Annotated in this window: 25 protein-coding genes; 11 read left to right on the forward strand and 14 right to left on the reverse strand. The window is 72.3% G+C overall.

The annotated features are described in order from the left end of the window. On the forward strand, nt 1–249 hold a 249-nt coding region (locus tag ACFYP3_RS30755), incomplete at its 5' end, for a hypothetical protein (protein ID WP_388839605.1). A 140-nt stretch (nt 250–389) separates the two neighbouring features. On the opposite strand, the gene ACFYP3_RS30760 is transcribed toward ACFYP3_RS30755, so the two are convergent. Beyond that, a complete protein-coding gene (locus ACFYP3_RS30760; protein WP_388839607.1) occupies nt 390–1031 on the reverse strand; it encodes a DNA-3-methyladenine glycosylase in 642 nt (213 codons plus the stop codon). Between the two features lie 115 nt (nt 1032–1146). Between ACFYP3_RS30760 and ACFYP3_RS30765 the strand changes: the two genes are divergently transcribed. The 3 genes from ACFYP3_RS30765 (at nt 1147) to ACFYP3_RS30775 (ending at nt 3178) form a co-directional block, all read left to right on the forward strand. Then, nucleotides 1147–1929: a sporulation protein gene (locus ACFYP3_RS30765; RefSeq protein ID WP_388839609.1), complete on the forward strand. Its 783-nt coding sequence runs from the start codon at nt 1147–1149 to the stop codon at nt 1927–1929. A 62-nt stretch (nt 1930–1991) separates the two neighbouring features. After that, nucleotides 1992–2525, forward strand: a complete 534-nt coding sequence (locus ACFYP3_RS30770; protein WP_030717065.1) for a YbhB/YbcL family Raf kinase inhibitor-like protein — start codon at nt 1992–1994, stop codon at nt 2523–2525. 149 nt (nt 2526–2674) lie between these two features. Next, the gene (locus ACFYP3_RS30775; protein ID WP_351299384.1) at nt 2675–3178 is read left to right on the forward strand and encodes an HNH endonuclease; all 504 of its coding nucleotides are present in this window, start codon (nt 2675–2677) and stop codon (nt 3176–3178) included. A gap of 59 nt (nt 3179–3237) precedes the next feature. On the opposite strand, the gene ACFYP3_RS30780 is transcribed toward ACFYP3_RS30775, so the two are convergent. From ACFYP3_RS30780 to ACFYP3_RS30795, 4 genes are all read right to left on the reverse strand, one after another. Further along, nucleotides 3238–4008 carry a sulfite exporter TauE/SafE family protein gene (locus ACFYP3_RS30780; protein WP_388839612.1) on the reverse strand — a complete coding sequence of 257 codons (771 nt, stop codon included), beginning with the start codon at nt 4006–4008 and terminating at the stop codon, nt 3238–3240. A gap of 89 nt (nt 4009–4097) precedes the next feature. Continuing rightward, complete coding sequence (locus ACFYP3_RS30785) at nt 4098–5084, reverse strand: SPFH domain-containing protein (RefSeq protein WP_030386458.1); 987 nt, start codon at nt 5082–5084, stop codon at nt 4098–4100. Nucleotides 5085–5168: 84 nt separating this feature from the next. Continuing rightward, complete coding sequence (locus ACFYP3_RS30790) at nt 5169–5597, reverse strand: NfeD family protein (RefSeq protein ID WP_388839615.1); 429 nt, start codon at nt 5595–5597, stop codon at nt 5169–5171. Between the two features lie 50 nt (nt 5598–5647). Continuing rightward, nucleotides 5648–6451, reverse strand: a complete 804-nt coding sequence (locus tag ACFYP3_RS30795) for an ABC transporter ATP-binding protein (protein ID WP_388839618.1) — start codon at nt 6449–6451, stop codon at nt 5648–5650. Between the two features lie 133 nt (nt 6452–6584). Between ACFYP3_RS30795 and ACFYP3_RS30800 the strand changes: the two genes are divergently transcribed. After that, nucleotides 6585–7358, forward strand: coding sequence for a hypothetical protein (locus ACFYP3_RS30800; RefSeq protein ID WP_388839622.1), 774 nt, complete (start codon nt 6585–6587; stop codon nt 7356–7358). Nucleotides 7359–7551: 193 nt separating this feature from the next. Here the strand turns inward: ACFYP3_RS30800 and ACFYP3_RS30805 are convergent, their stop codons facing one another. From ACFYP3_RS30805 to ACFYP3_RS30815, 3 genes are all read right to left on the reverse strand, one after another. Continuing rightward, nucleotides 7552–7797 (reverse strand): chaplin, encoded by a 246-nt coding sequence (locus ACFYP3_RS30805; RefSeq protein WP_319732101.1) that lies wholly within the window; start codon nt 7795–7797, stop codon nt 7552–7554. A 148-nt stretch (nt 7798–7945) separates the two neighbouring features. Further along, nucleotides 7946–8608 carry a response regulator gene (locus tag ACFYP3_RS30810; RefSeq protein ID WP_388839624.1) on the reverse strand — a complete coding sequence of 221 codons (663 nt, stop codon included), beginning with the start codon at nt 8606–8608 and terminating at the stop codon, nt 7946–7948. Continuing rightward, entirely contained in the window at nt 8601–9749 is a 1149-nt protein-coding gene (locus ACFYP3_RS30815) for a GAF domain-containing sensor histidine kinase (protein ID WP_388839748.1), read from the reverse strand. Before ACFYP3_RS30815 ends, ACFYP3_RS30810 begins: the two co-directional genes overlap by 8 nt. A 198-nt stretch (nt 9750–9947) precedes the next feature. On the opposite strand from ACFYP3_RS30815, the gene ACFYP3_RS30820 reads away from it, so the two are divergent. From ACFYP3_RS30820 to ACFYP3_RS30830, 3 genes are all read left to right on the forward strand, one after another. After that, nucleotides 9948–10673 (forward strand): SDR family NAD(P)-dependent oxidoreductase, encoded by a 726-nt coding sequence (locus tag ACFYP3_RS30820; RefSeq protein ID WP_388839627.1) that lies wholly within the window; start codon nt 9948–9950, stop codon nt 10671–10673. Next, a complete protein-coding gene (locus ACFYP3_RS30825; protein ID WP_388839630.1) occupies nt 10670–11836 on the forward strand; it encodes an S-adenosylmethionine:tRNA ribosyltransferase-isomerase in 1167 nt (388 codons plus the stop codon). The genes ACFYP3_RS30820 and ACFYP3_RS30825 overlap by 4 nt, the downstream gene beginning before the upstream one ends. A 285-nt stretch (nt 11837–12121) precedes the next feature. Further along, on the forward strand, nt 12122–12814 hold the full coding sequence (locus tag ACFYP3_RS30830) for a transglycosylase SLT domain-containing protein (RefSeq protein WP_388839633.1): 693 nt from the start codon (nt 12122–12124) through the stop codon (nt 12812–12814). Between the two features lie 140 nt (nt 12815–12954). On the opposite strand, the gene ACFYP3_RS30835 is transcribed toward ACFYP3_RS30830, so the two are convergent. After that, nucleotides 12955–15489 (reverse strand): FHA domain-containing protein, encoded by a 2535-nt coding sequence (locus ACFYP3_RS30835; protein WP_388839636.1) that lies wholly within the window; start codon nt 15487–15489, stop codon nt 12955–12957. Between the two features lie 232 nt (nt 15490–15721). Between ACFYP3_RS30835 and ACFYP3_RS30840 the strand changes: the two genes are divergently transcribed. Both ACFYP3_RS30840 and serB read left to right on the forward strand, forming a co-directional pair. Further along, entirely contained in the window at nt 15722–17251 is a 1530-nt protein-coding gene (locus tag ACFYP3_RS30840) for a streptophobe family protein (protein ID WP_388839639.1), read from the forward strand. 206 nt (nt 17252–17457) lie between these two features. Next, nucleotides 17458–18657, forward strand: a complete 1200-nt coding sequence (gene serB / locus ACFYP3_RS30845; RefSeq protein ID WP_388839642.1) for a phosphoserine phosphatase SerB — start codon at nt 17458–17460, stop codon at nt 18655–18657. Nucleotides 18658–18742: 85 nt separating this feature from the next. Here serB and ACFYP3_RS30850 read toward each other — a convergent pair whose 3' ends face one another. The 4 genes from ACFYP3_RS30850 to ACFYP3_RS30865 all read right to left on the reverse strand — a co-directional run bounded on the left by ACFYP3_RS30850 (nt 18743) and on the right by ACFYP3_RS30865 (nt 21184). Continuing rightward, nucleotides 18743–19264, reverse strand: a complete 522-nt coding sequence (locus ACFYP3_RS30850) for a SixA phosphatase family protein (protein ID WP_388839645.1) — start codon at nt 19262–19264, stop codon at nt 18743–18745. A gap of 83 nt (nt 19265–19347) precedes the next feature. Beyond that, nucleotides 19348–19575: a hypothetical protein gene (locus ACFYP3_RS30855; RefSeq protein WP_388839648.1), complete on the reverse strand. Its 228-nt coding sequence runs from the start codon at nt 19573–19575 to the stop codon at nt 19348–19350. A 158-nt stretch (nt 19576–19733) separates the two neighbouring features. Continuing rightward, nucleotides 19734–19853, reverse strand: coding sequence for an SGM_5486 family transporter-associated protein (locus ACFYP3_RS30860; RefSeq protein ID WP_388839651.1), 120 nt, complete (start codon nt 19851–19853; stop codon nt 19734–19736). A 5-nt stretch (nt 19854–19858) separates the two neighbouring features. Further along, nucleotides 19859–21184 carry a CynX/NimT family MFS transporter gene (locus ACFYP3_RS30865; RefSeq protein ID WP_388839654.1) on the reverse strand — a complete coding sequence of 442 codons (1326 nt, stop codon included), beginning with the start codon at nt 21182–21184 and terminating at the stop codon, nt 19859–19861. 57 nt (nt 21185–21241) lie between these two features. Between ACFYP3_RS30865 and ACFYP3_RS30870 the strand changes: the two genes are divergently transcribed. Further along, on the forward strand, nt 21242–21946 hold the full coding sequence (locus ACFYP3_RS30870; protein WP_388839657.1) for a FadR/GntR family transcriptional regulator: 705 nt from the start codon (nt 21242–21244) through the stop codon (nt 21944–21946). Here ACFYP3_RS30870 and ACFYP3_RS30875 read toward each other — a convergent pair. Then, the gene (locus ACFYP3_RS30875; protein WP_388839660.1) at nt 21927–22358 is read right to left on the reverse strand and encodes a hypothetical protein; all 432 of its coding nucleotides are present in this window, start codon (nt 22356–22358) and stop codon (nt 21927–21929) included. The two genes, ACFYP3_RS30870 and ACFYP3_RS30875, sit on opposite strands and share 20 nt — an antisense overlap. Between the last annotated feature and the right edge of the window lie 51 nt (nt 22359–22409).

Genomic DNA, 22409 nt, shown 5'->3' on the forward strand with positions numbered 1-22409 from the left:
CTGGCGTTGATTTTTGGCACGCTGTTGAGTTCTCAAGGAACGGACGCTTCCTTCGTACTCACCCTCTCGGGCTTTCCTCCGGGCTTTCGTTCTGTGTTCTTGCGTTTCCAACTCTACCAGATCATTTCCGCGCCCTGCTTCTCGAAAGTCGCAGTCGGCTTGGATTTGAATTCGGTGACCGTTGGGGGTCTTTGCCTTTCGGCGCTCCACCACATTAGCGCTTATCCCTTGCCATTCATAATCGAGTGACCGGCGAAGGAATTCGGGCATGCCGAACAGGACCCCGCCAGGGGTAAGTCGTAGGTGATGGGTTGGCCGCTCCAGGGTCTGCTGATGGCAGTGCCCCGTTCAAGCGGCTCGGGCTACGTTAGGCGTCCGCCAGGGGGGAGTCAAGTTGAACGGCGGCGCGGCGCGTGGGCTCGGTACGGGCTCACCGTCGGGTCGTGGGTGATCCAGAACCGGTACGGATGAGCGGCGCCGGCTCCGCCGACTCCCGTGCGCGGGCCGCTGCTCACCAGGTCGGGCGAGGTGGGAGTGCCTGCGAGGAGGGACAAGGGGGAATCGGGGCCGGCGCACAGGTCGGTGCCGTCGAGGGAACGGTCCACCGCCAGCGCGGTGGCCAGACGGGCCGGTCCTTTGGCCAGTTCCCTCGGGTTTCTGGCTGAAAGTCGACGTTTGGCGGCGAGGTCGGCTCCCGTCGTGATCTCCCCGGCGCGGATCAGGACCCCGCTCGCGTGGTCCGGGGGGCCGCACACCAGGTTGAGGCTGAACCACATGCCGTAGATGAAGTAGACGTACGCGTGTCCGGGCGGGCCGAACATCGACGCGTTGCGGGCGGTGCGGCCGCGGTAGGCGTGGGAGCCGGGGTCGGACTCACCCTCGTACGCCTCCACCTCCGTGATGCGCAGTTCGATGGGGCCGTCCGGGGTACGGCGCACCAGGGTGCGGCCGAGGAGGTCCGGGGCCACGGTGAGGACCGGCCGGTCGAAGAAGGACCGGGGCAGGGGCGTACGGTCGGGGCGCGCGCTCATCCAGTCGAGCGTAGTGGAACGCGCACTCCTGCAACCGGGGCCTAAGGTTCCGCGTTGGTAAGGGGTAGGCGCGGCGTAGTCGCCAGTCCTTAGATCCGTATCAGGGAGTTAGAGCATGGGGTTCAGGAAGCTGTTCGCGAGCCTGGGTGCCGGTGGTGCCTCGGTGGACACGATCATCACCGAGCCGAACGTCGTGCCGGGCGGCATCGTCCAGGGCGAGGTCCGGATCCAGGGTGGATCCGTGGAGCAGCAGATCGAGGGGCTGTCCGTCGGGCTGCAGGCGCGGGTCGAGGTCGAGGGTGGTGACCAGGAGTACAAGCAGGACGTGGTCTTCACGAAGCAGCGGCTCGGCGGCGCCTTCAAGGTGGAGGCCGGAGCGCTGCACGTGGTGCCGTTCGGTCTGGAGATCCCCTGGGAGACGCCGATCACCCACTTCGGGGGTCAGCACCTCCACGGGATGAACATCGGGGTGAGCACCGAGCTGGAGATCGCGCGCGCGGTCGACGCGGGTGACCTCGACCCGATCAACGTGCACCCGGTGCCGGCGCAGCAGGCGATCCTCGACGCCTTCCGTCAGCTGGGCTTCTCGTTCCGCAGCGCGGACATGGAGCGCGGGCACATCCGCGGGACGCGGCAGACGCTGCCCTTCTACCAGGAGATCGAGTTCCTGCCGCCGTCGCAGTACCGCGGGCTGAACCAGGTCGAGCTGACCTTCGTCTCGGACGGCCGGGAGATGGACGTCGTCCTGGAGATGGACAAGAAGCCGGGTCTGTTCAGCGAGGGCAGCGACACGTACCGCTGCTTCCAGGTGGGTCTGCACTCGTACCAGGACACCGACTGGGCGGCTTACCTGAACCAGTGGATCGCCGGCGTCGGTTCGCAGCGCAACTGGTTCTAGGCTCGGAACCGCGTCCGTGCGCGGACGCGGATCCGATGTCTCCCCCTCCCGGAGGTTCAGCAGTGTCAGACCAGAGCAGGGCGCCCCTTCCGCACGACTTCCACCCCGAGGTGCCGTCCTTCACGGTGACCAGTGAGGACGTCACCGACGGAGCCGATCTGCACGCGGCCCAGGTCCTCACGGGCAAGAACATCTCGCCGCAGCTGCGGTGGGAGGGCTTCCCCGAGGGGACCAAGAGCTTCGCCGTGACCTGCTTCGACCCGGACGCGCCCACGGGCAGCGGGTTCTGGCACTGGGTGCTCTTCGACCTGCCGGTGTCGGTGACGGAGCTGCCGGCCGGGGCGGGCAGCGGGGACTTCCCCGGGCTGCCGGAAGGGGCCGTGCACGCGCGGAACGACTACGGCACGCGGGACTTCGGCGGGGCGGCTCCGCCGCGCGGGGAGCGGCACCGCTACGTGTTCACCGTGTACGCGGTGGACCGGGAGCAGCTCGGTACGGACGAGGACTCGTCCCCGGCGAGCGTCGGTTTCCATCTCCGGTTCCACGCCCTCGGGCGGGCCCAGCTGATCGGTGAGTACGAGTCGCCCGCCCGCTGATCGTTCTCCGAGCGTTTGCCCGGTCCTGGTCTAAAGAAGGCCAGGACCGGGCATTTTTATTGCGTTGTCCCGCGTGGCGCGCGCGGCCAGAGTGGTTGCGGGCCCAGCCGCCGGTGTGGTCGCGGGCCTGCACACGGGAGGTGGGCGAGATGCGGGACACGCTGGTGCTGAATGCGAGCTTCGAGCCGCTGTCGACGGTGACCTTGAACCGGGCTGTCGTCCTGGTACTGCAGGACAAGGCCGTCGTCGAGCAGTCACATCCCGAACTGCGCGTGCGCGCCGCCACCATGGACCTTCCGATGCCCCGGGTGATCAGGCTCTGCCGGTACGTGCGGGTGCCCTTCCGAAGACATGCTCCCTGGTCGCGGAGGGGGGTGCTGGTCCGGGACCAGCACCGTTGCGCGTACTGCGGGAAGCGCGCGACGACCGTGGACCACGTGCTGCCGCGGGCCCAGGGCGGTGGGGACACCTGGCTGAACACGGTGGCGTCCTGCGCCGAGGACAACCACCGCAAGGCCGCCCGGACTCCGGAGGAGGCGGGGATGCCGCTCCTCCGCAAGCCCTTCGTGCCGTCTCCGGCGGACGCGATGCTGCTGGCCCTGGGGGTGGGCGCGCGGGAGGCGCTGCCGGAGTGGCTGGAGCGCACCGCCTAGTCGGATACCCGCTCGCCCGATAGTCGCGCGCGCTGGGCGACGTAGCTTTCCTACGTCGCTCAGCGGAGAAGCAGCTGGACGATGGCGATGATGCCGACCGTCACGATGACCGCGCGCAGGACGGTCGGCGAGAGCTTGCGGCCGACCTTGGCGCCGATCTGGCCGCCGATCGTGGAGCCGAGGGCGATGAGGAGGACGGCCGTCCAGTCGAACTCGGCGACGAAGAGGAAGACGACGGCGGCGACGCCGTTCACGAGGGCGGCGAGGACGTTCTTGACGGCGTTGATCCGTTGCAGGTCGTCGCGGAGCAGCAGGCCCATCAGGCCGAGGTAGAGCACGCCCTGGGCGGCTCCGAAGTAGCCTCCGTACGCGCTGGAGAGCAGCATGCCGCCGAGCAGGACCGGGCCGCCGTCGGGGTGGCCCGTGTCTCCTCCGGCTGCTTCCTGACGCCGGCGCAGGGCGGCGGCGAGCCGGGGCTGGAGGACGACGAGCACGAGGGCGAGTCCGATCAGGACGGGCACGATCGTGTCGAAGGAGTCCGACGGCAGGGTGAGGAGCAGCACCGCGCCAGCGAGGCCGCCGACGAGGGACACGGCGCCGAGCCGCACGATGCGGGCGCGCTGGCCCCGGAGTTCCTTGCGGTAGCCGATGGCCCCGCTGATCGAGCCGGGCACCAGGCCCAGGGTGTTGGACACGTTGGCGGTGACCGGCGGCAGGCCGGTGGCGAGCAGCACCGGGAAGGTGATCAGGGTGCCGGAGCCGACGATGGTGTTGATCGTGCCCGCGCCGATGCCGGCGGCGAGGACCGCGAGTGATTCCCAGACGGACATGGACGGTGCCATCCCCTTTGCATGAGTGAGTCGCCTCCCCGCCATGAAGGTCGAGGGGCCTCACTGATCATGCAGGAAGGGGTGGCGGGTCAGTCGATCGGGGGCTGTTCGCGGCGGTCCGCGCCGTCCTTGTCCCGTGCGGCCGGGATGCCGCCGCCGTCCTTGCCGGTGTTCCCCGGGTTGAAGCCGGAACCGCCACCCATGGGGCCGAAGTTGCCCATGGCGCCGGAGAGGCCCTTGAGGGCATCGCCGATCTCGCTCGGCACGATCCAGAGCTTGTTGGCATCGCCTTCGGCGATCTTCGGGAGCATCTGGAGGTACTGGTAGGCGAGGAGCTTCTGGTCGGCGTCGCCGGCGTGGATGGACTCGAACACCGTGCGGATGGCCTGGGCCTCGCCCTCGGCGCGCAGCGCGGCGGCCTTGGCGTCACCCTCGGCGCGGAGGATGGAGGACTGCTTCTCACCCTCGGCGCGCAGGATCTCGGACTGCCGGACACCCTCGGCCTGGAGGATCGCGGCGCGCTTGTCGCGGTCGGCGCGCATCTGCTTCTCCATCGAGTCCTGGATGGAGGTCGGCGGCTCGATGGCCTTGAGCTCGACGCGGTTGACGCGGATGCCCCACTTGCCGGTGGCCTCGTCGAGGACGCCGCGCAGGGCCGCGTTGATCTCCTCGCGGGAGGTGAGGGTCCGCTCCAGGTCCATGCCGCCGATGATGTTGCGCAGCGTGGTGACGGTGAGCTGCTCGATGGCCTGGATGTAGCTGGCCACCTCGTACGTCGCGGCCCGCGCGTCGGTCACCTGGTAGTAGATGACGGTGTCGATGTTGACGACCAGGTTGTCCTGGGTGATGACCGGCTGCGGCGGGAAGGGGACGACCTGTTCGCGGAGGTCGATCCGGTTGCGGATCGAGTCGATGAACGGGACGACGATGTTGAGGCCCGCGTTGAGCGTGCGGGTGTAGCGGCCGAACCGCTCGACGATGGCGGCGCTGGCCTGCGGGATCACCTGGATCGTCTTGACCAGTGCGATGAAGACCAGAACCACCAGAATGATCAGGACGATGATGATCGGTTGCATGCGGTTCCCCGTGCCCTTCCGGCTGTCTGTGCTGCCCCGTTGAGCGGAGTCTCGCAGACCCGCGGGCTGCGAGCAGGCTGCTTGTCACATCACGACGGCGGTCGCCCCGTCGATCTCCACGACGTCCACGGACTGGCCCGGTTCGAAACTGGTGTCCGTGTCGAGCGTGCGCGCCGACCAGATCTCGCCGGCGAGCTTGATGCGCCCTCCGCTGCCGTCGACCCGTTCGAGGACGACGGCGGATCTGCCCCTCAACGCGTCGATGCCGCTTCGGTGTTGGGGGCGCTGGTCGCGGTGCCGGTTCGCGATGGGCCGTACGACGGCGATGAGCGCGACCGACACGATCACGAAGACCAGGACCTGCACCACCACTCCCCCGCCGAGGGCCGCCGTGACGGCGGCCGCCACGGCGCCGACGGCGAACATGCCGAACTCCGGCATCGCCGTCAGGACCAGGGGGATGCCCAGTCCGACCGCGCCGATGAGCCACCACACCCATGCGTCGATGTCCACATGGTCATGGTAGGTCCGGGGGGCGCGGTCCGGACAGGGTGCGGGGGCCGTTACCGGCCGAGGGGAAGGCCCTGGGCGGTCCAGCGGTCGTTCCCGTTGCGCTCGACGACCAGGGGGAGGCCGAAGCAGCGGGAGAGGTTGCGGGACGTCAGTTCGAGGTCGATCGGGCCCGCGGTGACGACCTTGCCCTGACGGATCATCAGGACGTGGGTGAAGCCGGGGGCGATCTCCTCGACGTGGTGCGTGACCATGACCATGGAGGGGGCGAGCGGGTCGCGGGCGAGCCGGCCGAGGCGGCGTACGAGGTCCTCGCGGCCACCGAGGTCCAGTCCGGCGGCGGGCTCGTCGAGGAGCAGCAGCTCGGGGTCGGTCATCAGGGCGCGGGCGATCAGCGTGCGCTTGCGCTCGCCCTCGGAGAGGGTGCCGAACTTCCGGTCGAGGTACTCGGTCATGCCGAGGCGGTCGAGGAAGGCGCGGGCGCGCTGCTCGTCGATCTCCTCGTACTCCTCCTGCCAGGTCGCCGTCATGCCGTAGGCGGCGGTGAGGACGGTCTCCAGGACGGTCTGCCGCTTGGGCAGCTTGTCGGCCATCGCGATGCCGGCGACGCCGATGCGGGGGCGCAGCTCGAACACGTCGGTGCCGGGCTTGCCGAGGGTGCCGCCGAGGATGGTGGCGGTTCCCTTGGTGGGGAAGAGGTAGCTGGAGGCGAGGTTCAGCAGAGTGGTCTTGCCGGCGCCGTTGGGGCCGAGGATCACCCAGCGTTCCCCCTCCTTCACCGACCAGGAGACCTGGTCCACCAGAGCCCGGCCCTCGCGGACCACGGATACGTCCACCAGCTCCAGAACATCGCTCATGAGCGTGTTGTCACCCCTTGCAGTCACGGTTCTCTGTGCGCCGGTAGACGCAGCCCCAGGGGAAAACCTACGCCACTCGGAGAGGGGTCCGGGGCCGGGGCCCGGTGCCGGGTCCGATCCGTAAAGTGGGGGGATGCTTTTCGAACCACGTTCAGGGCGGCTGGCCGCCTGGGGGAACGCGCTGCTGGCCGGTCTGGTCTCGCCCGACGAGGCCGTGTCGTCGATCGTGGGCGAGGACGCCGTGCACCGGGTGGAAGGGCTGCCGGGTGAGGCGGGCCCCGTGGGGCTCACGCTGGCGCTCGGCCGGCTGCGGGCGCTGGGGGTGACGGGGCTGCGGGTGGCGCTGCCGGCGCCGGGGCATCCGCTGGGGCTGAGCGGGCCGCCGGAGTTCAACGCGCGGGCGCTGGAGGCCGAGGAGGCCGTGGTGTGTGCGGGGGCCGCGCTGGGGCTCGTACCGGAGGTCGCCGAGGTGGGGCCCGAGGGTGACGTGCACGTGTCGGTGACCTGGCACTGCCTGCCGGTACGGGAGGCGCCGCCGGCGGACGTGCCGTCGCTGGGCGAGGCGGAGCGGGAGCTGGCGGAGGCGCTGCGCGAGGCGACGGTGGTGCTGACCCGGCTGGACGTGGCCGGGTCGGGGCCGGTGGCGGAGGCGGCGCTGTCGGCGTACCGGGCGCGGGCGGAGGCGGGGCGGGACGCGCTGGCGCCCGGGTATCCGGCGCGGGCGGTGCGGGTGCTGGCGCTGGCGCAGCGGGTGGACCTGATGGTGTCGCTGGCGTACGAGAACGGGCACGGGGGTGCGGTGGCCGCCTCGGAGATGGCGGCGCGGGCCGAGGCCTTGCGGCCCGTGGAGCGGGTGGCTCGGCGGGCGCTCGTGGCGGCGTACAACGCGGCCGTGGAGGAGCGCTAGCCGGTGCGGTGACCGCGCGGCGCCGGTGCGGCGGGGGCGCTGCGCCGGTGCGGCGGGGGCGCTGCGCCGGTGCGGCGGGGGCGCTGCGCCGGTGCGGCGGGGGCGCTGCGCCGGTGCGGCGGGGGCGCTGCGTGCCGCGGCCCCGCTTCCCGGGGAGAGGGGGGAAGCGGGGCCGCGGTGCGCGAGGGGCGCGTCAGGCGTTGACTCCGGTGTTGCCGAAGGCGCCGTTGAGCAGGCCGATCACGTTGACCGTGTTGCCGACCACGTTCACGGGGACGTGGACCGGGACCTGGAGCAGGTTCCCGGAGGCCACACCGGGCGAGTTCAGGGCCTCGCCCTCCGCCGACGCACCGCCGTGCGCCGAGGAGACACCGGCGCCGGCGGCCACGAGGCCGCCCGCGATCATGGTGACGGCTGCGGCCTTCTTGAAGTTCTTCACGTTCTCGTCCTCCAGTACGTCTGCCGCGACCAGCCGCCGCGGCACGTCATGGAGAACGGGCGCGCCGCCGGTGGGATACGCCATGTGGGCGACATACACCCGACCGTATGAATCTCAGTCCGGAACGAGACGGTCCGATTTTCGTCGCTTATTCGGCGAGTCCGTGCCTGACCGCCCACAATGCGGCCTGAGTCCGATCGGAAAGGTCCAACTTCATCAGGATGTTCGAGACGTGGGTCTTGACCGTCTTCTCCGACAGCACCAGCGCCCGGGCGATCTCCCGGTTGGAGCGGCCGTCCGCGATCAGGCCGAGCACCTCGCGCTCGCGGTCGGTCAGTGAGCCGGGCCGGCCCGCCGACGGGCCCTGGTCGTCCTGGGAGAGCAGGGCCACCGCCACCTCCGGCTGGAGCAGCACGTGGCCCGCGTGGACGGAGCGGATGGCTCCGGCCAGGGCGTCCGGGTCGATGTCCTTGTAGACATATCCCGCGGCGCCGGCCCGCAGCGCGGGCACCACGGTCCGCTGCTCCGTGAAGCTGGTGACGATCAGCACCCGCGCCGGGTTGGCCAGCTCGCGCAGCCTGCGCAGCGCCTCGATCCCGTCGGTGCCCGGCATCTTGACGTCCATGAGGATCACGTCGGGCCGCAGCTCCTCGGCGCGGGCGATGCCCTCCTCGCCGTCGGAGGCCTCGCCGACCACCTCGATGTCCTCCTGGACCTCCAGGAAGGTGCGCAGGCCGCGGCGGACCACCTGGTGGTCGTCGACCAGCAGTACGCGAACGCGGCCGCCGCCGCGGCCGGGGTTCTCAGCCACCGGGTACCTCCATCTCGATCGTCGTGCCCTGCCCGGACTCCGAGCGCACGGTGAGCCGGCCGCCGACGCCGTCCGCGCGGTCCCGCATGGAGACCAGGCCCAGGTGGCGGCCCGCCCGGCGGACGAACCGGGGGTCGAAGCCCTTGCCGGAGTCGACGACCTTGAGGACCGCGCCGCCGGCGGGCGTCCGGGTGAGGGCCACCTCGACGCGGTCGGCGCCCGAGTGGCGCAGGGCGTTGTGGAGGGCCTCCTGGGCGACGCGCAGGACCGCTTCCTCCTGGGTCGCGGGCAGGGCCCGTACGCCGTCACACGTGAAGGTGACGTGCGCGGTGTGGGCGCGGTCGAGTACGTGGACGTGCGTGCGCAGGGTGGCGACCAGTCCGTCCTCGTCCAGTGCGGCGGGCCGGAGCTCGGTCACGGCGGCCCGCAGTTCGTCGGCGGCCTCCGCGGCGAGGGCGGCCACCTGCTGGAGCTCGTCCTTGGCGCGGGCCGGGTCGCGGTCGACGAGGGCGGCGGCGGCCTGGGCGGTGAGGCGGAGCGAGAAGAGCTTCTGGCTGACGGCGTCGTGCAGCTCGTGGGCGAGCCGGGAGCGTTCCTCGGCGATGGTGAGCTCGCGGCTGCGCTCGTACAGGCGGGCGTTGGTGAGGGCGATGGCCGCGTGCTGGGCGAGGAGCGAGAGGAGCTCCTGGTCCTCGTCGGTGAAGCCGCGCGGGCCCCCCGGGACGCTCCGCTTGTTCGCGAGGAAGATCGCCGCGAGGGTCTCCTCGCCGTCCCGGACGGGCATGCCGAGGAAGTCGGACATGTCGGGGTGGGCGGCGGGCCAGCCCTCGAAGCGCGGGTCCTTGCGTACGTCGGCCAGCCGCTGGGGGTCGTCCTCGTGGAGCATCGCGGCGAGGATGCCGTGCTGGCGGGGCAGCGGCCCGATGCGGCGCCACTGCTCCGCGGTGATGCCGTCCACGACGAACTGGGCGAAGCCGCCGTGGTCGTCCGGGACGCCCAGGGCCGCGTACTCGGCGTCCAGGAGCTCGCGGGCCGAGACCACGATCGTGCGCAGGACGTCGCGGACCTCCAGGCGGCGGCTCATCGCGAGCAACGCGGTGCTCACGGCGGCCAGGCCGCCGCTGCGGGGTCCGCCGGGCAGCGGGCTTGCGGTCATGGCCTCACCGTACCCGCGGGCCTGACCTGCGGGATCGGTCCGGGGCATCCCCCGGTGGACGTAGGTCCAAGGGACCTGTACGGGTGGGGCCCGCGGCCGACGCGGCGCCGGTCGGGCCCTTCCTAGGTTGGGGGCATCCGCTGATCGGAACGCCGATCGGCACACGAGGGCGAGGGAGCTGTCATGTCGGTGGCGATCGTGACGGGGGCGTCCAGGGGACTGGGCCGGGCGCTGGCCCTGGAGCTGGCGGCGCGGGGCTGGGACCTGGTGCTGAGTGCGCGGGGGGCGGCGGCGCTGGAGGACGGTGCGGCGCGGGCGCGTGCCTCGGGGGTGCGGGTCGTGCCGGTGGCCGGGGATGTGTCCTCGCGGGCGCACCGGGCGGCGCTGGTGGCGGCGGCGCGGGAGCTGGGCGGGCTGGACCTGCTGGTGAACAACGCGGGGGTGCTGGGGGCGGAACCGCTGGTGCCGCTGGCGGTCCACCCGCTGGACGGGCTGCGCGAGGCCTTCGAGGTCAATGTGGTGGGGGCGTTGGGGCTGGTCCAGGAGGGGCTGCCGCTGCTGCGGGCCGCGGCGGCCGGGGCGGTGCTGAACATCAGCTCGGACGCGGCGGTGGTGGCGTACGCGACGTGGGGGGCGTACGGGGCGACCAAGGCGGCGGGGGACCTGCTGTCGGGCGTGCTGGCCGTGGAGGAGCCGGGGCTGCGGGTGTGGTGGGCGGACCCGGGCTCGATGCGGACGCGGATGATGGCGGCGGCCGAGCCCGGGGAGGACCCGGCGGGGCTGCCGACGCCGGAGGAGGTGGCGCCGGTGCTGCTGCGGCTGGTGGCGCAGGCGCTGCCGAGCGGGCGGTACACGGCGGAGCGCCTGGCGGCGGGCGGGGCGTCCGAGGGTGCGGGGGGCGTGCGGTGAGGGGGCGTGCGACTCCCCCGGGGAAGGGACTGTATATACCGGACATTCCGCCGGAGCTGTCGGCCCGGGTCCCGGCCGAGCAGCGGGGGCCGGGGCTCGGGCGGGACGCGGTGCGGCTGCTGGTGTCCGGGGGCGGGGAAGAGGTGTCGTTGCGCGCCTTCCGGGAGCTGCCGGATCTGCTGCGGGCCGGCGACGTGCTCGTGGTGAACACGTCGACGACGCTGGCGGCCGCCGTGGACGCCCGGCTCGGCGACGAGGACGTGGTCGTGCACTTCTCGACCCGGGGCGACGACGGCCGCTGGGCGGTGGAACTGCGCGGCCCGGCGGGCGGGGGGACGACCCGCCCGCGCGCCGGCGGCCCCGCGGGGGCCGAGGTGGAGCTGCCGGGCGGGCTGGTGCTCGTACTGGAGGAGCCGCTCGCGGCGGGGGCGGACCGGCTGTGGTGGGCGCGGCCCGGGCCGGCGGGGCGGGGAGCGGCGGCCGGGCGCGGCGCGGCGGCCGGGCGGGGGGCGGACGTACCGGCGCTGTTGCGGGCGTACGGGCGGCCGATCCGCTACGCCTACACGGAGCGGGACCAGCCGCTGTCCGCCTACCAGACGGTGTTCGCGGTGCCGGCGGCCGACGGCTCGGGCTCCGCGGAGATGCCGAGTGCGGCGCGGCCCTTCACCGCGGACCTGGTGGCGCGGCTGGTGAGCCGGGGCGTGCAGTTCGCGCCGTTGACCCTGCACACGGGGGTGGCTTCGCAGGAGGCGCACGAGCCGCCGTACCCGGAGCGGTACGAGGTGCCGGCGACCACGGCGTGGCTGGTGAACGCCGCGCGGGCCGGCGGGGGGCGGGTGATCGCGGTGGGGACCACCGCGGTGCGGGCCCTGGAGTCGGCCGCGGACGACCGCGGGGTGGTGCGCCCGGCCCGCGGGTGGACCGATCTGGTGGTGACGCCGGAGCGGGGGGTGCGGGTGGTGGACGGGCTGCTGACCGGGCTGCACGAGCCGGAGGCGTCCCACCTCCTGATGCTGGAGGCGGTCGCGGGGCGGGCCGCCGTACGGCTCGGGTATGCCGAGGCGGTGGCCCGGCTCTGCCTGTGGCATGAGTTCGGGGACGTCCATCTGCTACTCAAGGATGAGAACCGTGACGGATTGAATTGCTTCAGCAACGCACGGTGAGACCGTTATCCGCCCGATGTGAGCCCGCGCATAGGACGCACATCACTTACGAAGCTGCCTAGTGGACGGGTAAAGGTCCTGTCAGGGCGGGCGGGCGTAGCGTCGGGGCCGGAATTACGGCCTCGGCGCCCGCCCCTGATCCACTAAGCAGGATCGTACGTCACACCTTTGCCACAGGTTTTTGCCACCGCTAAGAATTGCCCTCGTCGCACAGCGCCGCAGCGGATCCCGGATCCGCGTGGCGCTTTCCTGCGGCTCCCGCGATTCGAAGAGGTTGCCCCCGCCATGTCTGCTTCCCGCACTCCCGGTCACAGTCGTCTGACGAAGGCACACAAGCTGTCCATTGCCGGCGTCGCCACGTTCAGCGCCGCTGCGCTCGCCTTCTCCCTGGTCCCGGCCGACGCCGCCGAGACCGAGACGGTGGTCTCCGCCGCTCCCGTCGCCTGGGCCCAGGCCGTGAACGGGACGCAGACGAAGACGATGCACGGCCACCTCTCCGCACAGCAGGTCATCGCCGACGCCAACGCGAAGGCCGCCGCCGCCAAGGCGAAGGCCAAGGCCGACGCCGACGCCAAGGCCAAGGCCGAGGCCGCCGCGAAGAAGGCCCGCGAGGACAAGGCTGCCGCCAGCCGGTCCGCCGCCCGCACCCCGGTCTTCGCGAACAACCTGGACGGCTGGATCAAGGAAGCCCTCTTCATCATGAAGAAGGAGGGCATTCCGGGCACCTACGCCGGAATCCACAAGAACATCATGCGCGAGTCCAGCGGCAACCCGATGGCGATCAACAACTGGGACATCAACGCCCAGAACGGCATCCCCAGCAAGGGTCTGCTCCAGGTCATCTACCCGACCTTCAAGGCGTACCACGTCAAGGGCACCAAGTTCGACCAGTACGACCCGGTCGCCAACATCGTCGCCGCCTGCAACTACGCGGCCGACCGCTACGGCTCGATGGACAACGTCAACAGCGCCTACTAGGCCACTGGCGGAACCGCAGCCTCCCCCACGCGCCTCAGGGCGGCGCCCGGACTTCCGGGTGCCGCCCTGAGGCGTTTCGTGCGTTCCGCGCGTTCCGTGCGTTTCCTGCGTGAGGTCCCGAGTGCGGGTCCTGCCGCGGGCTACTTGCCCGCGCGCATGACCTCGGGCTCGTGGCGGCGCAGCAGGCGCTGCACCAGGAAGCCGCAGGCGATGCCGAGGAGCAGCAGAACGGTGATGTTCAGGCTCCACTGGCCGACCGTGGCGTCCCAGAGCGGGTCGGTGTTGGTCGGGTTGTCGCGGTCCCACGGCGGCATGAGCTTGCCGAGGTTCAGCGTGGTGCCCGCGGCGGCGACGGCCCAGCGGGACGGCATCAGCCAGGCGAACTGTTCCAGGCCCGGGGAGTCGTAGACCTGGAAGAGGATGCCGGTGAAGACGACCTGGACGATCGCGAACATGACCAGCAGCGGCATGGTCTTCTCGGCGGTCTTCACCAGCGAGGAGATCACGAGGCCGAACATCATCGAGGTGAAGCCGAGCGCGATGACCGACAGGCACAGCTCGACGGCCGGCGGCATCAGGAGGCCCTCGGTGGGCAGGTCGCGCGGGAAGAAGCCGATCCCGCAGATGATCACGCCCTGGATGGCCGTGATGACGCCGAGGACGATCACCTTCGACATGAGGTACGCCGACCGGGACAGGCCCGTCGCGCGCTCACGCTCGTAGATGACGCGTTCCTTGATCAGCTCTCGGACCGAGTTGGCCGCGCCCGAGAAGCACATGCCGACCGCGAGGATCAGCATGATCGTGCCGGCGTCGCCGTTGAACTGGGACGGCGGCGTCGGCGGGGCGAGGCCGAAGGTCGCCGGGATGACCGTGGAGACCACGCCGAGGACGGCGGGCAGGATCAGCATCAGGCCGATGAAGCCCTTGTCGGAGGCGATCACCGAGACGTAGCGGCGGATCAGCGTCCACAGCTGCGAGCCCCAGCCCTGCGGCTTGGGCGGCATCATCTGCTGCGGCGAGGGCATCGCGACGGACTGCGGGGCGACCGCGTCGATGTCGGCGGCGTACAGCTGGTAGTGCTGCGAGCCCTTCCAGCGGCCGGCCCAGTCGTAGTCGCGGTAGTTCTCGAAGGCCGAGAAGACGTCCGCCCACGTGGTGTAGCCGAAGAAGTTCAGCGCCTCGTCCGGCGGACCGAAGTACGCGACCGAACCACCGGGGGCCATGACCAGCAGCTTGTCGCAGATGGCCAGCTCGGCGACCGAGTGCGTGACGACGAGGACCGTGCGGCCGTCGTCGGCGAGGCCGCGCAGCAGCTGCATGACGTCGCGGTCCATGCCCGGGTCGAGGCCGGAGGTCGGCTCGTCCAGGAAGATCAGCGAGGGCTTGGTGAGCAGCTCCAGGGCCACGGACACGCGCTTGCGCTGACCGCCGGAGAGCGCGGTGATCTTCTTGTCCTTGTGGATGTCGAGCTTGAGCTCGCGCAGCACCTCGTCGATGCGGGCGGCCCGCTCGGACTCGGCGGTGTCGCCGGGGAAGCGGAGCTTGGCCGCGTACTTGAGCGCGGTGCTGACCTTCAGCTCCTTGTGCAGGATGTCGTCCTGCGGGACCAGGCCGATGCGCTGGCGGAGCTCCGCGAACTGCTTGTACAGGTTGCGGTTGTCGTAGAGCACGTCGCCCTGGTCGGCGGGCCGGTACCCGGTCAGCGCCTTGAGCAGGGTGGACTTGCCGGAGCCCGAGGGTCCGATGACGCCGATCAGCGACTTCTCCGGGACCCCGAAGGTGACGTCCTTGAGGATCTGCTTGCCGCCGTCGACGGTGACCGTGAGGTGGCGGGCCGAGAAGGAGACGTCGCCGGTGTCGACGAACTCCTCGAGGCGGTCGCCGACGATCCGGAACGTCGAGTGGCCGACGCCGACGATGTCGTTCGGCCCGAGCAGCGCGGTCCCGGACTTCGGCAGCGGCTGGCCGTTGACGTAGGTGCCGTTGTGGCTGCCGAGGTCGTGGATCTCGAACCGGCCGCCGGGCATCGCGCGGAACTCGGCGTGGTTGCGCGAGACCTGGAGGTCGGAGACCACCAGCTCGTTCTCCAGCGCACGGCCGATCCGCATGACGTGGCCCAGCGAGAGCTGGTGGAACGTCGTCGGACTGCGGTCGCCGTAGGCCGGTGCCCCGCCCTGCGCCGGGCGGGGCGCGGCGGCGCCGCCCTGCTGGTGCGGGAGGTGTGCCTGCGGCTGCTGTTGGTACTGCGCCTGCTGCTGCTGTTCCCAGGCCTGCTGCTGGGGCTGCTGCTGCGGCGCCTGGTACGCCGGGGCCTGCGGCTGGGCGTACGCCTGGGCCTGCTGCGCCGGCGCCTGCTGGGCCACGGCCGGCTGCGGCGCGGCGGCGGCGGTCAGGTTCAGCCGCGGGCCGTCGGTCGCGTTGCCGAGGTGGACCGGCGTGCCGGGGACGAGCTGGGTCTGCTGGACCCGCGCCCCGTGCACGTAGGTGCCGTTGGTGCTGCCGTGGTCCTCGATCCCCCAACTCTGGCCGTTCCAGGTGATGGTGGCATGCCGCCACGACACCCGCGCGTCGTCGATCACCACGTCTCCCTGGGGGTCGCGCCCCAGCGAGTACGACCTGGACGGATCGAGCGTCCAGGTCCTTCCATTCAATTCCAGTACGAGTTCCGGCACTCCAGCCCCACTTAAGTCCCCCGAGAATCCCCCATGACGTCAGGGAGTCTAGGGATGGCGAACATCCGGGGGAACTATTTCAGGCCCGCAGCCGTATGTGGAATCCGGGCCTTGCCGGGGCGTCTACGACTGCCCGTTGACGGGGTCGAAAGTCGCCCGGAGAGTGAGATACGGGACTTCTCGCCCGGGGGTCCCCTCGCGTACCGCTCGGTAGGCATCGGGGGTTCACCGCATGCGCCGCATTCGTTGGGGAGACGTGCTCGTGTCCGCGGTCGCCGCCGTGGGCTGGTCCCTGATCGTGATGGCGGGGGTGGCGGCGCTGGGTCTGCGCCTGCTGGGCGCCGACGCCGCGGGCGGGTCCCTCGGGGCGATGACGGCCGCCGTGGTGGTCCTCGCGGTCGGCGGCACCGTGACCCCCTCGGGTGACGTGTCGGCCTTCGGGGTCGTCGGGACGGGTGCCGAAACCTCCCTGGACGTCATGCCGTTGGGGGTGGCCCTGACCGGAGCCCTGGTCCTGGGCCGGCTGTTCGCGCGCTCGCTCCGGGCCGGGGCCGGGCCCGTCGAGACGGCCGCCCGGGTCCTCGTGCCGACGGCGCTGTTCGTCGCGACGGCGGGCGGGCTGGCGTGGATCGGGCACGACGTGGTCACCCTCGACGGGACGGAGCTGCCGAGGGCCCCGGCCACGCTGGAGATCCCGGGGATCGGGGACATCGGCGGGCTGCTCCCGGACCGCGTCGGGGACCTGATCGAGACACGGACCCGGGTCGGCTTCTCCGTGGAGACGGGGCCGACGCTGCTGGGCGCGGGCGCCTGGGCGCTCGCCGTACTGGCGGTGGCCCTGCTGGTCTCGTGGCGCGGGCCGGCCGCGCTCGCCCGGATCCGCCCGGCCGCCTCGGCGGTGCTGCACGTGCTGCTGGTCGCGGTGGCGGCCGGGCTGGCCGCGGCGGTGTGGGCGGCGATGGGCGACGCCCGTCCGGGGCGGGTGGTGGGGGCCGCGCTGCTCGGGGCGCCGAACGGGAGCTGGCTGGGGGTGCTGCTGGGGCTGTTCGTTCCGGTGCGCGGCCGGGCCGAGGGGGAGGCGGCGCGGCTGCTGCCCGATCCGCTGGACGATCTGCTGGCGGTCTCCGGGCGGGAGCCGGTGACGGTGGCGCGCCTCGCGGAGTACGACGGGCGGGTCTGGCTGCTGGTCGCGGGGGCGGGGCTGCTGCTGCTCTGCGCGGGCGTGCTGGCGGCCGTACGGACTCCCGGGCGCGGGGCCGGGCGCGGGCGCAGGGTGCTCGGGTGTGCGGTGCGGATGTCGGCGGTGACGGCGGTGGCTCTGGTGGGGCTGGTGTGGCTGACGGGGCTCTCCGCGGACGCCTCGTTGGCGGTGGTGGGGGTGGACGCGGTGGATGCGGGGGTGGAGCTGCGGGGGTCCGTGCCGCTCGCTCTCCTGCTGGGTGCGGTGTGGGGGGCGGTGGCGGGGGCGGTGGGCGCGCTGCTGGCCCCTCGGCGGGGCGCGCCCGCTCCGGGGCCGGTCCGGGGGTGGCCCGACCCCGAGGCGCCGACGGCCGCGTATCCCGGGGCGGTGCTGTTCGGCGGGCCCGTGCGTGGCGTGCGGCCCGGGGTGGGCGGGGAGGCGGACGGCTCGTGGGACGTGACGGTGACCGGGGTCCCGCCGTGGTCGCCCAGGCCGCCGAAGCCGCCGCGGCGGGAGCCCTTCACCCCGCCTCCCCCGCCGGGAGCGCCGCCCCCGCCGAAGCCTCCGGCGCCGCCGCGGTGAGGTTCGAGCAGGGCCGCTGCGCGGAGCCGTCCCCTACCCGCCCTTCCACCGTTCCCCGGGGCTCCGCCCCGGACCCCGCGCCTCAAACGCCGGCGGGGCTGGTTTTCCAGCCCCGCCGGCGTTTGAGGACCGGAGTCCGGCGCGATCGTTCAAGACGTGGGACGGGGGTCCTGGGCGGGGGGTGGGGAAGATACGGTGAGGGCACCATGAGCGCATCGCAGACCTCCGACGTCCCCACCCTCCTCGTCAAGATCTTCGGCAAGGACCGTCCCGGGATCACCGCCGGGCTGTTCGACACCCTCGCCGCCTACTCCGTCGATGTCGTCGACATCGAGCAGGTCGTCACCCGTGGCCGCATCGTCCTGTGCGCCCTCGTCACCAAGCCCGCCGGCGGCGCCGAAGGCGACCTGCGGGCCACCGTCCACAGCTGGGCCGAGTCCCTCAAGATGCAGGCCGAGATCCTCTCCGGTACCGGTGACAACCGGCCGCGCGGCAGCGGCCGCTCCCACGTCACCGTGCTCGGGCACCCGCTCACCGCCGAGTCCACGGCCGCCATCGCCGCCCGGATCACCGAGACCGGCGGCAACATCGACCGTATCTTCCGTCTCGCCAAGTACCCGGTGACGGCGGTGGAGTTCGCCGTCTCGGGCGTCGAGACCGAGCCGCTGCGGACCGCCCTGGCCACCGCGTCCGCGCACATCGGCGTGGACGTGGCCGTGGTCTCGGCCGGGCTGCACCGCCGGGCGCAGCGCCTCGTCGTCATGGACGTGGACTCGACCCTGATCCAGGACGAGGTCATCGAGCTGTTCGCCGCGCACGCCGGGTGCGAGGCCGAGGTCGCCGCGGTCACCGAGCGGGCCATGCGCGGCGAGCTGGACTTCGAGCAGTCGCTGCACGCCCGGGTGGCGCTGCTGGCGGGTCTGGACGCCTCGGTCGTGGACAAGGTCCGCGCCGAGGTGCAGCTGACGCCGGGCGCGCGGACCCTGATCCGTACGCTCAAGCGGCTCGGCTACCAGGTGGGGGTGGTCTCCGGCGGGTTCACGCAGGTCACGGACGACCTGCGGGAGCGGCTGGGGCTGGACTTCGCCTCCGCCAACACGCTGGAGATCGTCGACGGGAAGCTGACGGGCAAGGTCACCGGCGAGATCGTGGACCGGGCGGGCAAGGCCCGGCTGCTGCGCCGCTTCGCCGCGGAGGCCGACGTACCGCTGTCCCAGACGGTGGCGATCGGTGACGGGGCCAACGACCTGGACATGCTGAACGCGGCCGGGCTGGGTGTGGCCTTCAACGCCAAGCCGGTGGTCCGCGAGGCCGCGCACACGGCGGTGAACGTGCCCTTCCTGGACGCGGTGCTGTACCTGCTCGGGATCACCCGCGAGGAGATCGAGGCCGCCGACCTGGCCTGAGCGGCGGGACGCGTACGGGACGCGAACGGGCCCCGGCGGCCGGTGCGGCTGCCGGGGCCCGTTCGCGCGGAGACGGCCGGGCCGGTCAGTGTCCCTTGGGGGTCCAGTAGTCGAGCAGGGTGCCCACCCCGTGCTCTACGGACTTCCACGATCCGGTGAAGGAGACGACGGCGAGGGCCGCGGTCGGGAATCCCGTACGGGTCATCCGCGCGAGGGTGTCTCCCTCCGCCCGCCCCGAGAGGGCGTCGGCGAGGGCGTGCATGCCGGGGTTGTGGCCGATGAGGAGGAGGTCGGAGACCTCGTCGGAGGTCTCGTTCACCAGGGCGATGAGCTCGCCCAGGGAGGCGTCGTACAGCCTCTCCTCGTAGTGGGTCTTCGGCCGGTGCGGCATCTCCTGGACGGCGAGCTTCCAGGTCTCTCTGGTGCGGGCCGCGGTGGAGCAGAGGGCCAGGTCGAAGACGATGCCGGTCTCGGCGAGCTTCAGACCGACGGCCGGCGCGTCCTTGCGGCCTCGTTCCGCCAGGGGGCGGTCGTGGTCGGGCACCTCGGGCCAGTCGGCCTTGGCGTGCCGGAGGAGGGCGATCCTGCGGGGTGTGTCGGCGCTCATGACTCCCAGCTTCGCATGAAACGGACCACGGGGCGCAGGGTGTTGGGGGGGCTCACCCCACCGGGGGTGGGGCGCTCGGGAGGTCAGCCCACGGCGCGCAGGAGCTGCTCGGCGACCTGGACCAGGGAGGAGCCCTCGCCGCCGGCCGCGTGGGCCTCGCCGGAGCCGGCGAGGAGCATCAGCAGGAGGCCGAAGGCGAGGGCGGGCAGCGCCAGCGCCCACCAGTGCAGCCGGGTGCCGGCGCCGGCGGTGGCGCGGGCCCGGGGGGCGGCGGCGGACGGGAGGGACCGGGGGTGCGTGGGGGCCGACATGGCCGCCTCCGTGGGTGTGCGGACGGGACTGGCTCGCTGCTCACGAATCTATGGATCCGCTGCGGCCGTTCCCATCCGGGGCACACCCCACTTCACCCTGAGCCTGACCCCCTAGGGGTGGTGGGGTTGTCCCCACCCCCGCGGCGGGGCGGTCGTCGTCAGGGGGACGCGAGGGTCGCGATCACGGAGATGATCACGGTGATGGCGAGGAAGGCGCCGAGGACGAGGCCGAGCTTCTTGCGGCCGTCCTGCGGGTTGGGTTCGAGTACGGGCGACATGTCGGTCAGTCTCGCACGCCGCATTCGTCCTCGATCGTGCGGTCCCTGCCCGCCAGGACGCCGAGCGCGATCTGCGGGACGAGCAGGCCCGCCATCAGGGCGAGCGGCAGGTCCCAGCCGCCGCTGTGCTGGTAGAGGGCGCCGATGAGGAGCGGGCCGGGGATGGAGATGAGGTAGCCGGTGCTCTGGGCGAAGGCGGAGAGCTTGACCACGCCGGCCGGGGACTTGGCGCGCAGCCCGATGAGGGTGATGACGAGGGGGAAGGCGCAGTTGGAGATGCCGAGCAGGAGCGCCCAGGCCCAGGCTCCGGCGGCGGGGGCGAGGTAGAGCCCGAGGTAGCCGGTGAGGCCGAAGACGCCGAGGACGGCGGCGATGGCTCCCTGGTTCTTCATCCGGCCGGCGAGGCCCGGGATGACGAAGGCGAGGGGGACGCCCATGACCATGGTGACGGCGAGGAGCACGCCGGCGGTGGAGGCGGAGACCCCGGCGTCGCGGAAGATCTGCGGGAGCCAGCCCATGGTGACGTACGCGCCGGTGGCCTGGAGGCCGAAGTAGCAGGCGAGGGCCCAGGCGGTGCGGCTGCGGACGATCTTGGGGCCCGCGTCGGCCCGTACGGCGCCGCCCGCGTCGGCCGCGGCCTGGGCCCGGTCGGCGCGGCGGGCGGCGCGGGTGAGGGGCAGCCACAGCAGTACGGCGACGACGGCGAGGGCGGCCCACATGAGCAGGCCGGTGCGCCAGTTGCCGCCGAGGGCGGCGGTCAGCGGGACGGTCGCGGCGGCGGCGAGCGAGGTGCCCGCGGCCAGGGCCATGGAGTAGAGGCCGGTCATGGTGCCGACCCGGTCCGGGAAGTAGCGCTTGACGATCACCGGGAGCAGGACGTTGGTGAGGGCTATGCCGGCCAGCGACAGGGAGCTGGCGGCCAGGAAGCCCACGGCCCCGTTCGTGAAGGGGCGGATCAGCAGGCCGGCGGCGACGGCGGCCATGCCGGCGCAGACGACGGCGGCCGGGCCGAAGCGGCGGGAGAGCCGGGGCGCGGTGACGCCGAAGACGGCGAAGCACAGGGCGGGGACGGAGGTGATCAGTCCGGCCACGGTGCCGCTCATGCCGAGGCCCGTGCGGGTCTCCTCGAAGAGGGCGCCGAGGCTGGTGATGGCGGGCCGCAGGTTGAGGGCGGCCAGCACGATTCCGACGATGAGCACCGGCCCCAGCCAGGTCGGCTGCGAGGTCCCGGGCGGGGTGGGGGCGGCCGCCGCGCGGTCTGCCGCGGCCTGCCGCGCGGGCCGGTGGCTCCCGGTGGGCCGGTCGAGGGTCTGGATTTCTTCGTCGGACATCCCACCATCATAGAATCATGGGATGATTGGTTGTCCAGTCGCCCTTGAGAGGAACCCATGCCGCTGACCTCGCCCCGGCGCTCCGTTCTCGTCGATCAGGTGATCACCGAGCTGCGGAACCAGATCACCTCCGGCGAATGGCCGGTCGGCGCCCGCATCCCGACCGAGCCGGAGCTCGTCGAGCTGCTCGGCGTCGCGCGCAACACGGTGCGCGAGGCCGTGCGGGCGCTGGCGCACAACGGCCTCCTGGACATCCGGCAGGGCTCGGGCACGTACGTGATCGCCACCAGCGAGCTGGCGGGCGTCATGCACCGCCGGTTCGCCGGCGCCGAGCCGCGGCACATCGCCGAGCTGCGTTCGACGCTGGAGTCCTCGGCGGCCCGACTGGCGGCGGAGCGGCGCACCGAGCGGGACCTCGTACAGCTGGACGCCCTGCTGGCGCGCCGCGAGGAGGCCTGGGCGGGCGGGGACGCGGAGGTCTTCGTGGCCGCGGACGTGAGCCTGCACATGGCGGTGGTGACGGCCTCGCACAACGACGTGCTGATCGAGCTGTACGCGGACCTCGGCTACCTGGTGGCCGACTGGCTGCGGGCGGACGTGGGCACCGAGCTGCACGCGTCGGCCCATCTGGATCACGCCCGGCTGATCGAGGCGATCCGGCGGGGCGACGGGGACGCGGCGGCCTCGGAGGCCGCGGGTTATCCCTTCGCCTGCCTCGGCAAGAACGCGGACGGGGACCCGCTCACGCCCGCTGGTGGGTGATCCAGGCCGAGCGGACCTCCTTCCAGCAGCGCCCGGTGAGCTCCACCCGGCCGGCGGGTCCGACGGGGACGGCGGCGCCGTCCCCGTCGACGTCCCACCAGCGGTCGCATTCGACGTGCAGCCGCAGCAGGTCCGTCCCCGGGTAGGCGTTGTGGCAGTTCGCCGTCACCTGCGAGCCCTCGATCGTGGTGTCGCAGTCGGCTCCGAAGAGTTCCCGCGCGGCGGGGCGGGAGGGCTGGACGGGGGGTTCGGCGGGGATCTCGGCGAGCTCCACGACGGCGGGGGCCACCGCTTCGGGGCCGGCCGCCGGTTCGTCTCCCATGGGCTCTGCGGCGGCTCCGGGGACCAGGAGTCCGGTCAGGATCACCGAGGTGACCAGCATCGATACCGTTCGGCTCGGCCTCGCTCGCACTCCTACCCTCCTCCCCGCAGGAGCCGGGAAGATCCCGGCCTGGCAAGTTTG

Origin of the sequence: Streptomyces sp. NPDC005533, assembly GCF_042871845.1 — a bacterium.
Lineage (GTDB): Bacteria > Actinomycetota > Actinomycetes > Streptomycetales > Streptomycetaceae > Streptomyces.